Here is a 14,587-nt window from a genome sequence, read left to right as displayed (position 1 = left end):
GGTCGACCCTCCCAAACAGACCAGCGTGAGGTGGCTCAGGTTTCTCCGAAACCCTTTGGAACCGGCAGATCCGGCAAGGTTTTCGCCCGTTTCGCCAGGCTGCGCCCGATCACGACCCGGCTGATCTCGGTTGTGCCGTCCACGATACGCAGCATCTGGCTGAGCCGCGACAGGCGGTCCAAACCATAGGGTTTGAGCAACCCCATCCCCCCAAGCACCTGTGTGCAGGTGTTGGCCGCCTTGACCGCCGCATCCGGGACAAACCGCTTGGCATGCGCAGCCATCACGGGACCTTCGGGCGTTCCAAGCGCTTTTGCCGCCGCCCGGTACAACAGGCGCGAGGCCTCCAGCTCGGTTGCCACATCGCCCAGCATCCACTGAATGCCGTCCAGGTCCAGATTCTTGCCGCCAAACATCTTTCGGTTTTTGGAATAGCTCAGCGCCGTATCCAAGGCGGCCTGCATCAATCCGCAGCAACCAGAGGCGATGGACACGCGGGCGATGTCGATCGCCATCAGCGATCCCTGTAAGCCCTGACCGATCGGCAGGATGATATTGTCCTCCGAAACCACAACGTCCTTCATGTACATCTCGGACAGGGGCAGGAAGTTGTAGCTGGGTGTCTCATAGCGCGGCCCAAAGCTCAGGCCCGGAGTATCGGCCGGGATGGCAATCATCGCCATATCCTGATGCCCGGGTTGGTCGGTCGTTTTCACGACGGTGAAATAGAAATCGGCCTCACCCGCAAGGCTGACCCAGGCTTTGGCGCCATTGATGGTCCAGGTTCCGTCCGAATTGATCACTGCGCGGCTGTACATGTTGGTGGCGTCAGAGCCCGATTGCGGTTCCGTCAACGCGAAATTCGCCAGCTTCCGGCCGGATGTCAGGTCGCGCGCCCACTGGTCCTTGAAGGCTTCGGTGCCATAGCCGCATCCGGCAAAGGTGCAGATATTGTGCATCGACAGGGCAAAAGCATAGGTCCCGTCGGCGGTTCCCAGCTCCTCGTAAACGCGGATGCCGTCGCCAAGCGAAAGCCCCTGACCGCCAAACTCCTCGGGCGCATAAAGACCCGTAAGACCCGCAGCCCCTGCCTTGTCTGACGCAGAGCGGGGCCAAACTCCTGACTGGTTCCAGGCATCAACATTCGGGGCAACCTCAGTGGCCGCATGTTCGCGCGCCACATTCAAAATTTTTTCGACATCGGCAGACAAGCGGGATCTCCCAAATTTCGGCACCTGAGTTATTTTGCCTGTCTAAGCGAGTTTTTCCTTCTAGAGTATGTGGAAAATTCTGAGTGAGGGATTGAATTTTTCAATGACAGACAGCCTGCCGACACTCAAGGGCCTCAGGGCATTCGAAGAGGCCTACTGGCATGGCAGCTTTACGCTGGCAGCCAAGGCACTGAATGTGCAGCAGCCTGCAATAAGCTATCAGATCAAACAGCTTGAGCAGGATCTGGGTGTCGTTCTTTTCGAAAAAAAACATGGTCGCCTGGTACCTACCCCGGACGCAAGTGAGCTGTATGAAACCGTGTCCCGGGCTTTTCGAAACATTAGAACGACGGCGGCCCGGATTCGGGCGAAAGACGGCGACGGGGTTTTCACTGTCGCGACCTATCCGGGAATCGGAACCTACTGGTTGTCATCGCGCCTGCCGGATCTGTCGGACCAGCTGGGCGCGCAGGTGAAGGTGATCACTCTGGTCAAAGACGCGGACTTGTTCCGGGAACCGGCGGATTGCTGGATTCTCTTTGGGCAGGGTCACTGGCCGGGATTTGAGGCCCGAAAGCTGATTGACGAGGCCGTTTGCCCCGTCGCGTCCCCCAGCCTGATCGAGCGATACCGCAAGCTGGATGGCAGCATTGATGTCTCCAACATTCCGCTGATCGAGCAGGACGATCCGGAACGGCGTTGGCTGAGTTGGGAGGCATGGCTGGATCGCTCTGAGGACGATTGGCGTTTGTCCGACAACCGCGTCGTGGTCAACGATCACGGAATGGCGCTGCATCTGGCCCTGTCCGGGGTCGGGGTCGCGCTTGGATGGGCGGGGATCATTCAGGACCTGATCGAGGGAAAGAGCCTGGTTCCGATGTCACCCCACCACGCGCGGTCGGATTTCGGATATTGGGTTCTTGGCCGGGAAGGCTTTTGGGAAACGACACAAGGGCGGTTGGTCATGGGCCTTCTGAAAAACTGACGGTGCGTTTTGCGAATCTGAAGCCCGATCCGGGGCTATGCCGTTGAAATCGGCTGGCCGGACACTGCCTGGATTCGGTGCAAAACAGCTCTATTTGGAACGATTTCAAGAGGTTCCGGGATATCGAAGAAAACTGCCGATCTGTTCAGAATCGGCCTTGTATTTCCAGCGTTTGCAAGGATATACCCGTCGGCGGAGACGTGGCCGAGTGGTCGAAGGCGCTCCCCTGCTAAGGGAGTAGGCGGGAAACCGTCTCGAGGGTTCGAATCCCTTCGTCTCCGCCATCTACCATTATTGTAGATTGAGCGAAAACAAAGGCTTGCCTTGTAAGCCGCTGGCTGGCCCATGTCCGGGCTTTGGACTATTGGGGCGCGATCAGAGTGCGATTTGCGGGCAGAGCTGGTTCTGTGGTCAGATATGCATTTCCAGCCGCACCTCGGGAAAAGCCTGAAGCACGGTTTCAAAGCCAGTCTGCGGCAGAGCGCACAAAGCCGTCGACAACCCGTCGGCAATGGCTGCGCTGGGGGCTGAGACCGAGACGACATGCGCCGGGCGCACATCGCTCGCAGGATTCAGGATATGTCCCTGATCACCATTCAGCATGAAGCTGCGCGCGTCCGACGTGGCGACGGCTCGGTCCCGCAGTTCTATGGATTTGTGAACCCGACCTCCGGGTCCGGCCAGCCCGACCTGCCAGGGTTGCCCGTCTGCGCGTTGGCCCAGGGCCGAGATTTCCCCCATGTTCACCAGCACGTCCCGCAAACCATGTGCAGTCAAAAGCGCGCTGATACGGTCGGTGATGGCGCCCTGTGCGATGCCGTTCAGGGTCAGTGCCGAAATTCCGGGCTGGGGCAGGCGGATCATGTCCGGCTGAATGGTCACGCGGGACCATCCGACCGAGCGTCGGGCCGCGTCGATCTTCTCGGGGCTCTTACCGGTTGCCAGCGCGGACCAGAGCGGTTGCACAGTGGGGTCGAACGCGCCGTCCGTCGCCTCGTGCAGTGCCGTGCACAGGCTGAGAACGTTCAGCAGTTCCGGCGCGGGGCCCGACAGATGGCCGTCGCGGTTCAGGCGGCTGAGTTCGGATTGGGGGCGGTACAGGCTGAAGATGTTTTCCAGGCGGGCCATCTCGGCCTCGACGGCGGCGATGATCGGCGCGGCTTGGGCATCGGTCAGCCCCTCCAACCGCAAGCTGGCCTCGGCCCCCAGTGCAACCCCACGCCAATGGGCTGCCGATGCGGGTTTCGCAACGGCGGGGAAGGCTGCGCAGGCAGCGGATATGGTCAGGAACCGGCGGCGGGAGAGGGGGGTCATGAGGGGGTCTCCAGTTTCAGGTCCAGATCGACGGGGCCGAGAACCTGCGCAGCGGGAATGTCGGACAGCGGCATCTGTGCGCCACCATATTGGGTGATAAAGACATCAGCAGCGGCGGGATCGGCAAAGGGGACAACCTCGGGTGCGCCCATGCCTCCTGCAACGTTGGCCCCCACGACAAAGCTGGCATCATCCGCCGCGATCCAGTTGGAAATGCCCGGCTGCCGCCAGTTTTGGGCAACCCCCATGTCACTGACGTAAACAGCGGTGATTTCGGCATCGCGTTCGGGGCTTTTCAGATAGGCCACCATGTCGCGTACCTGGGCAAAGAACAGCGGTGCGGGATATCCTTCCAGATGAATCTGCCCCTTTGGCCCGCCATGTTCGGCGATGTTCATCTGGCAGAAATAGCTGAGTGCATCCGGGGTCAGATCAACCGGGTCTGGGGCTTCGGCAACCTCTTCCTTGCACGCGGTCAAAGCGACTAGGGCGATCAGGGCAAGACGTTTCATGGCTCGACCCTCCGGAATGCGAGGCGGGCGAGGGCAAAGCCCAGCACCGGCCAGATCAGCAGCGAGGCGGGCGCGGCCCAGACGGGCAGGGCCTGTGCGGCTCCGGTCATGCCCGAGGCCATAGCGACGCCTTCGGTTGCGGCGATGTTCCACAGACGGAATGCGTCGGCCGGGTTGGCTACCATCACCCACGGAAAGACGGATTGGGTGAAGGTGCCGCCCTTGTCCATGACGACGGCTCCCAACAAGCCCAGATCATAAAGGACGACAAAAACCAGCCAGAGCCCGGCCGACAGACCTGCTGCTGCCGTGGCTCCCCTTGCCAGGGCGGACAGCAGGTAACCCAGCGCCAGAAACACGGCGCCCAGCAGGATGGATGTGAGGATGAGGCGGGCCAGCGCCATCAGGCTTTCCGGCCCCGCGCCGCCAAAGAAGGCCGCCACCGCTCCTGCGGTGCCGAAGCCGACGGTCATGGCAAAGGCCAAAGCGGCGAGGTGGGCGGTGAATTTGCCCAACAGGATTTCTCCGCGCCCTGCCGGGTAGGACAGCAGCAGCGACAGGCTGCCCCGATCCACGTCGCCTGCGATAGCGTCGAACGAGATCATCAGCGCCAAAAGGGGCGCAAGGTAGACTGACAGCGTGGTCATCGAGGCCACCGAGACGGTCAGCATGTCGACCCCCAGCGTGCCGGTGGGGGCGCTGCCTGCAAAGGTCAGCGCCAGCGCGAACAGCACCATGATCAGCGTGGCGACCAGCAGCCAGCGGTTGCGGCGCAGGATCAGCATTTCGGTGCGGGTAATGGCGAGGAAGCGGGTCATTGCATTTCCTCCTGTGCATAGTGGCGATAGAGGTCTTCCAGCTTGGGCGGGGTCATCTCGACATCCGCCACGGCCTCGCCCAATCCGGCGATGCGGCGCAGGGCCTCCATCTTGTCATCGGGGGAGCAGAGTAGTTCCACCGACGCCCCGTTGATCCGGTTGCCGCCCAGTTCGGCGGCCAGCGCATCGGGGTTGGCACTGGCTCGTACGCGCAGGCGGATCGGCAGACCGGCCAGAGCAGACAGATTGCTCAGCGTGTCGTCGGCGACCATCCGGCCTTTGCGCATGATGGCGATGCGGTCGGTGCGGGCCTCGACCTCGGTCAGGGCGTGCGAGGCGATCAGGACGGCGGTGCCCTGAGCGGCCAGTTCGTCGATGATGGCATAGAGATCCTGCCGGGAAATCGGGTCCAAGCCAGAGGTTGGTTCATCCAGCAGGGCAACTTTGGGTTGGCCCAGCAGCACCTGCGCCAGACCCAGACGTTGCCGCATCCCTTTGGAATAGGCTCCGATCCGGCGGTCCAGTGCATCGCTCAGGCCAACACGGTCCAGCAGGCCGGGCACGTCGGCCCTGGTCCCGGACAGCTTTGCGAACAGGGTCAGTTGCTCGCGGCCGGTCAGCGCGGGATGAAACGACACCGCTTCGGGCAGATAGGCCGTGTCCCGCCGCGCCTGTGCGCTGCCGGGGGTGGTGTTGCCGATCCGGATGGCTCCGCCATTGATCGGCGTCAGGCCGAGGATGGATTTGATCAGGGTCGACTTGCCCGCGCCGTTATGGCCCAGCAGCGCCACGCGCTGGCCGGGGGCAAGAGACAGGGTGATATCGTCAAGAACGCGGATCTTTCCACGGTCCTTGTTGACATGGTCGATAGTCAGGGCCTTATCCGTCATGAGGCACCTTTTTCATAGCTGGGGGTTCAGGGGCTTGCATCAATGGGTTGCTGTCCATTACACCGCCCGGCAGCAGCGCCGGGAAGGCCGATTGCGACCAGCGCACCAGTTGCACGGCTGGCGAGCCGAGCAACAATTTGGCTGAGGGTTGGGTCCACAGCACATGGTCCATCGAGTCATTGGGGCGATAGGGGGCGTCGGCGATACCGTTGCCATCCACATCATAAGCGGCAAAATCGGACCAATAATTGCCGCGCCCGTCTTCAGACCACTCGACCCATTTGGTCGAGACATATTTCACCTGTGTCCGGTTCCCGATGAAAGAGTTTCCAACGATCCGGTTGCGCTCGGAGCCCGCAGTAAAGTGGATGCCTATGCCGCAACCCTGGAACCAGTTGTCGGTGAATTCGTTCTTGTTCGAATTATACAGGAAGGTGCATTTTTCCTTGGCACCTTTCACCACGTTGCCGGTGATGGTGCTCTTGTTGGCGTAGTTCAGCATCACGCCATGTTCGCGGTCGTCAATCGAGACGTTATTGGCCACGGTCACATTGGTCGTGAACATCACCGCATAGCCCAGATCATTGCCGATCGAGACATTGTCGCTGACGACCGAGTCGTCGGCATACATGTAATGCACGGCGAAACGCAGATCGCGAAACAGGTTGTTGGTGAAGGTGTTTTTCTTGGACGAGTTCACAAATATCCCGTCGCGCCCGTACTTGATGTCATTGCCATCAACCACCGCACCCGGCGCGTTCCAGACATAGATGCCATTTCCGCGGTCGTTCATCCGCTGGTCCTGTCGCCCTTCGATCCGGTTGCCGCGTACGATGCTGTCCTTGGCACCATGAATGTCGACACCGTAGAGATTGCCCAACAGCACGTTGTTCTCGACCACGGGGGCCTTGGCCGTTTTGGTCAACTGGATACCGCTGTCGATCCCGTCATGGTCCGAGCCTGAGCCGATCACCGTCAACCCGCGCACGGTCACGCCCGGCCCGGTTACAGTGATGACGCTGCCAACACCTTGTCCGTCAATGGTGGCCTGTCCCTGCCCGTCGATGGTGACGGGCCGGTCCAGAACCAGTGTTTCGGTGTAGATACCGGGGCTCAGGCGGAGGGTGTCTCCATCCGCCGCCTGCGCCAGTGTTTCAGTGATGGCCCCCGCCCGGTTGGGCACGTCCCAGTCCGCCGCCCAAAGGGGCGAGCCAAGCAGGAGCGGTATGAGCAGGGGCCAGCGCATGGTTTAGGCTCCTGCCGGCTCGACCAGCATCCGGCCACGCATTTCCATGTGCAGCGCGTGGCAGAACCACTGGCAATAGAACCAGTGCACGCCCGGACGGTCGGCGGTGAAGGTGACCGAGGCGGTTGCCAGCGGCCCAATCTCCATCGCGATGCCGTAGTTGCCCAGGCAGAAGCCGTGTGTCACGTCATCCACGTCGTCGAGGTTGGTGATGTAGACCGTCACCTCGTCGCCCTGTTTGACCGTGAACTTCTCAAGGCTGAAGGTCGGCGCCTGCGAGGTCATGTAGACGCGCACCTTGTTGCCATCGCGGATGGGCTCTTCGGCGCCTTCTTCCAGATCGATGCCATCGGCTTCGGCCTGTTTGCGGGCGTCTTCCCATGTGACGTCGTTGCGGTCCCAGACATTGACCGGGTTGACGATGTCACGGCGGACGATGATCGAGTCATGCGGCTCGGCAAAGGTCGGGCCATCGTGAACCACCTTCATCTCGTCGGTCGAGATGTCGATCAGCTGCTCGTTCTCGGGCTTCAGCGGGCCGACGTTCAGGAAACGGTCTTTCGAGAACTTGTTCATCGAAATCAGCCATTTACCGTCAGCGTCTTTGGTCTCACCCATCGAGGTCGAGTTGTGGCCCGGCTGATAATGCACGTCGACCTTCGAGATGATCGGATCGACGTCTTCGCCGTTATAGGCCTTGATCGCCTTGTCGATGTTCCACTTCACGACCTGGCTGTCCAGGAACAGCGTGGTGAACGCGTTGCCCTGACCGTCATAGGCGGTGTGAAGCGGGCCAAGACCCAGCTGCGGCTCACCCACGATGCACGACCGCGGATCGGCATCGCTTTCGAACAGGGCGTCCAGTTTGGTGACGTCCATGATCGAGACGGTGGGCGACAGCTTGCCGTTGATGCAGACGTGCTTGCCGTCCGGCGCGGTGTTGATGCCGTGCGGCGAGTTCGGGATCGGGATGTAGCGGGTGTATTTCTTGTTCTGACCCTTACGGCCGTCCAGAACCTTGACGCCCTTCAGCTCCTGATAGTCGCCGGCTTCGATACCCTTTTCGATCTCGGCCAGGTTGAAGACAACGACGTGGTCCAGCTCGTTCTCGGTCATCTCGGCCAGGTTCATACCCATTTCCGAGTTGTACGAGGTCGAGTAGGCGTATTTGCCCTGATAGTCGCAGTCGGTGTTGTCGAGGTTGCCCGACACGATGACCTGCCATGCCACTTCCATCGTGTCACCGTCCAGCGCGGTGAAGATGTTCACGTATTGCGACGGATCGTCCAGCACTGTGCCGTCATTGACCAGCGGTGTTTCATCTTCGCCGTTGGCAAAGACATAGCCGGTGCGCGGGAATTTCTGCGGACGCAGACCGTGGATCGCCTTGGCGTTCGGGATCTCGGTGATCTTGTCGCATTTCATCACGTCGCAGCGCACACGAGCGACGCGGGTGTTGGCCTTGTCGTTCATGAACAGGTAACGGCCGTCATAGGTGCCGTCGGTGAACGACATGTGCGGGTGGTGCAGGTCGCCGTTGTCATAGGTTTTCATGCCGCGCTTAGCCAGGAACTCTTTGGTTTCCGGCAGCAGGCCGTCGGACATGATCTTCAGCGACTCGTTGGTCTGACCCCAGCCGGTGGCCGAGCAACGGTTGAATACCGGCACGCGCATCAGTTCGCGCATGGACGGGAAGCCCAGGATGCGCAGTTCGCCAGTCTGACCCGAAGACCAGAAGCCGTAATATTCATCCAGCTCGCCGGGTTCGAGATTGTACTTGGCCGCAGCGCTGGCTTCGCGTGCGGTCATCAGGGTCGAACCCAGACCGGTCCCGGCCAGCACAGCACCGGTGGCGGTGGCCCCCAGCATCCCGCGGCGGGTGATGTTCAGTTTGTTTTCGTTTTCCGACATGATCGTTCCTCCTTTTTAGGAAACGGATTGCGGTTTGGCGTTCGGATGGTTCGCCGGTGGTTGTCCGAGGGGGGTCTTAGGGCTGACCGACCCTGTCTTGGCCCGCCGTTTAAGCTGGCGGATAACGACGGGACATTTGTCCTCGGACTGGTAGAGCACCTGACAATGCAGGCAGGTGACGCACTCGTTCGGGTTGATCTCACCGGTGGGGTGGATGGCCTGAACGGGGCATTCGTTGGCGCAGGTCTGACAGGGGGTGCCGCAATCCTTGTAGCGGCGCAGCCAGTCGAACATGCGGATACGGGCAGGGATCGCCAGCGCTCCGCCCAGCGGGCAGAGATAGCGGCAGTAGAACCGTTCAATGAACAGCCCAATCCCCAGCAGGAGAAGCGCAAAGACCACAAACGGCCAGTCGCGCATGAATTTCAGGATGATCGCGGTCTTGAACGGCTCGATCTCGGCATATTTTTCGGCCAGCGGGATCGAGACGAAGCTGATACCGAAGAGCACGAGGAAGATCATGTATTTTGCAGGCCAAAGCCGTTCGTTCAGTCCCCAGGGCAGGGTCCATTGTGGAACGCGGCAGGCCCGCGCGATCTTGTTGGTCAGTTCCTGCAGCGCGCCGAACGGGCACAGCCAGCCGCAATAGGCCCCACGTCCCCAGAACAGCAGGGCGGCAGCGACTGCAAACCATTGGATAAAGACCAGCGGATCCAGCAGGAAAGCGTCCCAGCTGAACCCAGTGCGCAGGCTGCCTGCCAGCGCCATCAGGTTCACCACGCTCAGCTGTGCGTTGGCGTACCAGCCGATGAAGAACAAGGTCATCGTCAGGTAGCCGATGCGGAACCAGTAGAAGACGCGGGCATTCATCGTGGCGTGGAACTGGAAGAAGAATGTGGCGGTCAGCACCAGCAGCATGACGCCCAGAACGCCGATCTCGACCGTGCGGTCCTTCCAAATGCGCTGCCAAAGGGCAGCCTTGGCGGCGGCTTCTCCGGTGGCATCGTCGACGACCGCGGGGGCCGCGGCCGGCAGAAGGTACTGTTCCGGCAGCTTATAGCCCAGATCGAAGGTCAGAAAAGTCTTCTCGACCGCGCCCACGGCCCGCTGCACCAGCAGTTGCAGGCGGAAGGGTTCGGCCGGGTCGAACTCGGCATCAGCGGGGATTTTGAAGATATCCAGTTCGGTAAAGCTGGGCGCGTCAGGGGCTGCGACCTGACCCAGACGGCGTTGTTGCTTATCAAAGAACCGGACCGAACTGTCGCCCTGAATCAGCTGGATACGGTCGAAAATACCGCCCCGGACATAGCCCGAGCCCTTGAAACTGTAGGTCCCGCGACCCAACACCAGAATGGCCTGTTCGCCTTCGTCCAGCCACTTGGTCAGGTTATTGTATTCGGCCTCACCCAGCAGGGATTTCCCGATCGACGGCACCGAGACCAGCGCCACGTGCATGTCGATGAAAGTGTCATCCGGTTCACCCCGTTCAGGGCGTTTGATGGCGCGCTGATCACCGGTGGCCTCGAACGCGGCGTTGACCTGGCCGATATCCAGCGTCAGACGCCGCACCGAGCCGTCGCCCGAAAGCGTCGTCCAATCATAGGTCGCATCCTGCGCCATATCGACTTCGCGTTTCGGCCCGTCAGCCTGCAGCGGAGACAGCCCGCCCAGACCCAGTGCGCGGGCGACCTTGATACCGCCGCGCACAAGGCTGTCGTCGATCACCATGATCGTGACCGTCGCGCCCGAGATGATGTCGAGGTCATGCCCTTCACCGCCCGTTGCGGCCTCGTGCTTGAGGTCGAGGCCGGTGTAACCTTCGGTCAGTTCGACCATGCGGGAATTGGGGATGCCGATCAGAACGATGGGTTCCGAGTGCTTGACCAGCTTCACCCCGGTCAGCACCGCATCGCCGTCGATGGCGGCCACCACGTGGATGGGTTTGCCGGAATAGCCGGTTGTGCCCACGAAATCGGATGTCAGGAAAGCCCAGGCGACAGTTTCCCCGCCCTTCAGCACGGGGGCGACGGGCACGTCATCGCGCACCGGGCCAAAGGCATCGGCACCGGGGGCCAGATCGGCGGGCTCAATGTCAGGCAGGAAGCTGGCGAGGCTGTCGGCATGGGCGCTGATCGCCATCAGGCAGGACAGGGTAAAGGCCAGCAGGATATGGATTGCGCGACTTACGACCACGGCGCACCTCCGATGACTTGGGTGGACGCCATGGACGCGCGCAGGGCGCGTTCAGTTATTTCTTGGGTCGCGCGCGGGGGGCCTCGGGTTTCGGGCCACAGGCGTTTTACGCTGGTGACATTGACCAGATCGCGATTTTCGCAATATGCGGCGTGAACAAGACCGTCCCGTTGCAGAACGGGCAGATCCGGTACCGGGGCTGCCGAGGTGACGGCGCACAAGGCGCAGTCGGCGCATTTCGGACAGGGCGCGGTTGGGTCCGTGGTGTCCTCTTCGAGGTCCACCTGAACCCAGACCGCCCCTGCCTCCGAGCAGATCTCCACCCACATGCTTTCCCCGGGACTCGCCAGCGCCGGGCCAAGCAGCTGCAACAGCAGAAGGAAGATGCCCGCCAAAGCACAAGCCGCGCGGGACGCGCAAACAGCTGACATGTGCAGAGGGTTGAGGGCGGGCATGGAGAATCCAACTCGGCAATCTTTCCTGAGTCGTAAGGGATTCTCTCGCGGCCATACTTGACTTCGGTTAGGCGCCGGAGATTTAGCTTTGGTCGTCCGCCTCATCCATCAGGCCACGCACCCAGCGCCCGGCTAGCCAGGATGCGGGTACCCCCAAGGGGATCGACCACAGGATTGCGGTGACCGGCTCGATTATGCCGAAGCCGACGCTGTTGGCGATCAGACCTGCCAGAAACAGGTTGATGGCCACGGTCAGCGCCGTGGCCGGATAGAGCAGAATGGCCAGTTTCCAGACCGGCCATTTGCCTTCAGTGGCTGGTGCCTTCCGAGAAGGTGATCTTGTTCCAGACATTGTATTTCCCTGAAGGTTTGCGCATCGGCAGGCGGCGAACCTCTTCCAGCGTCTGCGCATCATAGACGATCACAGCGCCGTCATCTTCCCAGATCGAGACCAGCGCGTGGCTGCCGTCCTTGGTGAACTCCACATGGGCCACGGTTTTGCCCGGGGCCGGACGCAGAGTCTTAACGATCTCAAGGCTGTGCTTGTCGATCACATGCATCGCGTCCTTGTTCGGGCCAAAGAACACATCGGCCCAGACATAAGGCGAATTCTCATGGCTGCGCATGAAGAAACCGGGCCCCTCGGTCTTGATCCGCTTGACGGTTTCCCAGGTTTCCATGTCGATCACCGACACCGTGCCATCAGTCAGGTGCGGCGTGGCCATCACGGTCGTGTCGCCATGCTGCCACGTGATGCCCGAACCCAGATGCGGCATCCCCGGCAGGTCCAGATCGGCCACTTTCTGCCCGATCACCAGATCGATCACCTGACCGCCATTGCCATCGCGCGAGGCCCCCATGACGTATTCATAGCTCTGGTCAAAAAAGAAATCGTCCAGATAATCCGGCGTGGTTATCTTGCGCACCGGGAACGGGTCAGGGTTCTTGAACTGCCCCTCGATGCGGAAATCATGACCCAACCCGGATTGCGGAGGGTTGGCACCGTAGAAGACCTCCCAGATCTCGGGCACGTCTTTCAGCGCCAAAACGAAGCTTTCGCGCGGCGGGGCCTGATAGACAGCCGAGACACGGCTGGGAACGCCCTTCTTGCTCTTGACCTCGACGACCTTGGCGACCGACAGGTCCTCGGTCGACAGCAGGGTCAGGCTGTTGGGCAGGTAATTCGCCACGGCCACCCATTTGCCGTCGCCCGACATGGCGATGTTGCGGCTGTTCAGACCCGCGCGTACGCGGCCCACCTGTTTCAGCGCCCAGATGTCGTATTTCTGCACCCAGCCATCGCGGGACATGATGAACACATAGCGGCCATCGGGGCTGAATTTGGGGCCTCCGTGCACGGCAAAGGGGGTCTCGAACCGGTCCAGAACCTCGAACGTGTCGCCGTCCAGAACGCTGACATGGTGATCGCCGGTCTCAACCGCCAGCGTAATGTTCATCGGGTCGCTGTCCCACACGGGCGCGTCAACCGGGCTGTAATCCTCATCCAGAGTGCGGCTGGCCATGATTTCGGCCTCACCCCATTCCGGGTTGGTTTCCAAAGGCGACTTCAGCCAGCCGGCCAGTTCCTCGATCTGCAGAGCATCCAATTCATGGGAAAAGGCGGGCATCTGCGTAGCGGTACGGCCTTCGGCAATCACTGCGGCAATACGTGGCCCACGCATACGCTTCAGCGTCTCGGGGATCAGCGCAGGGCCAACCCCGCCCAGACGGTTTTCACCGTGGCACGAGGCGCAGTGTTCGGCATAGTCGGCTGGGGCGTCGGCCCATGCTGTACCTGCCAGCAACAGCGAACAGAAGGTGCCGATTTTCAGAGTGTCAAAAGAACTGATGCGCCGGGTCATGGCTTTTACCTCGGAACGGCGTCACCTGCAGGCGCTCGCCCGCATCCTCGACGCCGATTTCTTGATTGGACAGATAGCAGGCCGGATCTTCGGCCCAAGGATCGCCGGTCAGTTGCAATGCCCGAATCCGGGTATTGCCGCCGCAGACATCCTTGAGCTGACAAGCCCCGCAGCGCCCCTTGAGCGGGCGCGGGCGGGTGCGCAACATGGCAAGCATCGGGTCATCGCTGGTCCAAAGTTCGGAGAACGGTTTGGTTTTCACATTCCCGACCGTGTAGTCGGACCAATAGGTATCGGGATGGACCCGACCCAGATTGTCGATATTGGCCACACCCAGACCGCTGGAATTCCCACCCCAGGCGGCCAGATGTTCACGCACATGGGCGGCTTTGTCGGCATCGAAACGTGCGCGGACCCAGTTCAGGAAATATCCCGCATCAGCGTCGTTGTTGCCGGTCACGATGTCCAGCGGGCGTCCGCCCGAGGCGGCCTCCCACGCGCGCTCCAGCAACAGGTCGAGGCCCTTGCGGGTGCGCAGATGTTCGGCATCCTCACCCCGGTTCTTGTCGCCGCGGCCAGCATAGACAAGGTGAGACAGATAGAACTTGTCTACGCCCTCGTCATCACACAGTTGCAGCAGGTCGGGCAGATGGTGCTGGGTGCCTTCGGTCAGGCAGAAGCGCAGGCCCACCTTGATGCCGCGTTTCTTGCATTCACGCACGCCGCGCAGGGCGTCGGCAAAGGCGCCTTCAACGCCGCGGAACCAGTCATTCGTGGCGCCGATCCCGTCCAGCGAGATGCCGACATAGTTGAACCCTACATCGGCGATCATATCGGCGGTTTCGTCGTAAATCCGGGTGCCGTTTGTGGACAGCGCCAGCATCGGTACCAGATCGCGCGCGCGCTTGGCGATATCGAAGAAATCGAACCGGTCCAGCGGTTCCCCACCCGAGAGGATCAGGGCCGGGACGCGAAACTGGCCCAGATCCTCAAGGGTTACCATGGCTTGCTCGTGACTGAGCTCACCGGGGAAGGCCACATCCGCCGAAACGGTGTAGCAATGGCGGCATTTCAGGTTGCAGCGTCGCGTCAAGTTCCAGATCACCACCGGTTTCACCGGTCCGGGGCGGCGTTTGCGCACTGGTGTCGGGGTGACGAGTTGATGCATGTATTCTGTCAGGCGGAACATG

The 14,587-nt window shown here is 61.3% G+C and carries 13 protein-coding genes and 1 tRNA gene; 2 read left to right on the top strand and 12 right to left on the bottom strand.

The features are described from left to right. Window positions 1-35: 35 nt before the first annotated feature. A complete protein-coding gene (locus tag ACR0DO_RS12725; protein WP_480559187.1) occupies window positions 36-1,211 on the bottom strand; it encodes an acyl-CoA dehydrogenase family protein in 1,176 nt (391 codons plus the stop codon). A gap of 103 nt (window positions 1,212-1,314) precedes the next feature. Between ACR0DO_RS12725 and ACR0DO_RS12720 the strand changes: the two genes are divergently transcribed. Continuing rightward, on the top strand, window positions 1,315-2,196 hold the full coding sequence (locus ACR0DO_RS12720) for a LysR family transcriptional regulator (RefSeq protein ID WP_480559185.1): 882 nt from the start codon (window positions 1,315-1,317) through the stop codon (window positions 2,194-2,196). 194 nt (window positions 2,197-2,390) lie between these two features. Next, window positions 2,391-2,480: transfer RNA gene (locus tag ACR0DO_RS12715), tRNA-Ser, on the top strand. Window positions 2,481-2,607: 127 nt separating this feature from the next. Here ACR0DO_RS12715 and ACR0DO_RS12710 read toward each other — a convergent pair. The 11 genes from ACR0DO_RS12710 to nirJ all read right to left on the bottom strand — a co-directional run bounded on the left by ACR0DO_RS12710 (window position 2,608) and on the right by nirJ (window position 14,586). Beyond that, window positions 2,608-3,510: an FAD:protein FMN transferase gene (locus ACR0DO_RS12710; protein ID WP_480559183.1), complete on the bottom strand. Its 903-nt coding sequence runs from the start codon at window positions 3,508-3,510 to the stop codon at window positions 2,608-2,610. Beyond that, a complete protein-coding gene (locus tag ACR0DO_RS12705; RefSeq protein ID WP_480559181.1) occupies window positions 3,507-4,022 on the bottom strand; it encodes a nitrous oxide reductase accessory protein NosL in 516 nt (171 codons plus the stop codon). The genes ACR0DO_RS12710 and ACR0DO_RS12705 overlap by 4 nt, the downstream gene beginning before the upstream one ends. Beyond that, window positions 4,019-4,840: an ABC transporter permease gene (locus tag ACR0DO_RS12700; RefSeq protein ID WP_480559179.1), complete on the bottom strand. Its 822-nt coding sequence runs from the start codon at window positions 4,838-4,840 to the stop codon at window positions 4,019-4,021. Before ACR0DO_RS12700 ends, ACR0DO_RS12705 begins: the two co-directional genes overlap by 4 nt. Further along, entirely contained in the window at window positions 4,837-5,730 is an 894-nt protein-coding gene (locus tag ACR0DO_RS12695) for an ABC transporter ATP-binding protein (protein ID WP_480559177.1), read from the bottom strand. Before ACR0DO_RS12695 ends, ACR0DO_RS12700 begins: the two co-directional genes overlap by 4 nt. Continuing rightward, window positions 5,720-6,976: a nitrous oxide reductase family maturation protein NosD gene (locus tag ACR0DO_RS12690; protein ID WP_480559175.1), complete on the bottom strand. Its 1,257-nt coding sequence runs from the start codon at window positions 6,974-6,976 to the stop codon at window positions 5,720-5,722. Before ACR0DO_RS12690 ends, ACR0DO_RS12695 begins: the two co-directional genes overlap by 11 nt. Window positions 6,977-6,979: 3 nt before the next feature. Then, window positions 6,980-8,887 carry a TAT-dependent nitrous-oxide reductase gene (gene nosZ / locus ACR0DO_RS12685; RefSeq protein WP_480559173.1) on the bottom strand — a complete coding sequence of 636 codons (1,908 nt, stop codon included), beginning with the start codon at window positions 8,885-8,887 and terminating at the stop codon, window positions 6,980-6,982. A gap of 15 nt (window positions 8,888-8,902) precedes the next feature. Then, window positions 8,903-11,026: a 4Fe-4S binding protein gene (locus ACR0DO_RS12680; protein ID WP_480559243.1), complete on the bottom strand. Its 2,124-nt coding sequence runs from the start codon at window positions 11,024-11,026 to the stop codon at window positions 8,903-8,905. A gap of 44 nt (window positions 11,027-11,070) precedes the next feature. Continuing rightward, on the bottom strand, window positions 11,071-11,511 hold the full coding sequence (locus ACR0DO_RS12675; RefSeq protein ID WP_480559171.1) for a DUF2946 family protein: 441 nt from the start codon (window positions 11,509-11,511) through the stop codon (window positions 11,071-11,073). Between the two features lie 106 nt (window positions 11,512-11,617). Continuing rightward, complete coding sequence (locus ACR0DO_RS12670; RefSeq protein WP_480559169.1) at window positions 11,618-11,887, bottom strand: hypothetical protein; 270 nt, start codon at window positions 11,885-11,887, stop codon at window positions 11,618-11,620. Beyond that, on the bottom strand, window positions 11,844-13,397 hold the full coding sequence (locus ACR0DO_RS12665) for a cytochrome D1 domain-containing protein (protein WP_480559167.1): 1,554 nt from the start codon (window positions 13,395-13,397) through the stop codon (window positions 11,844-11,846). The genes ACR0DO_RS12670 and ACR0DO_RS12665 overlap by 44 nt, the downstream gene beginning before the upstream one ends. Next, the gene (gene nirJ / locus ACR0DO_RS12660; RefSeq protein ID WP_170448401.1) at window positions 13,372-14,586 is read right to left on the bottom strand and encodes a heme d1 biosynthesis radical SAM protein NirJ; all 1,215 of its coding nucleotides are present in this window, start codon (window positions 14,584-14,586) and stop codon (window positions 13,372-13,374) included. The genes ACR0DO_RS12665 and nirJ overlap by 26 nt, the downstream gene beginning before the upstream one ends. Window position 14,587: the final 1 nt, after the last annotated feature.

It is taken from the genome of Ruegeria sp. AM9 (assembly GCF_056540565.1).
Note: the sequence above shows the minus strand (reverse complement) of the source record. Positions and strands in the feature narration are given on the sequence as shown.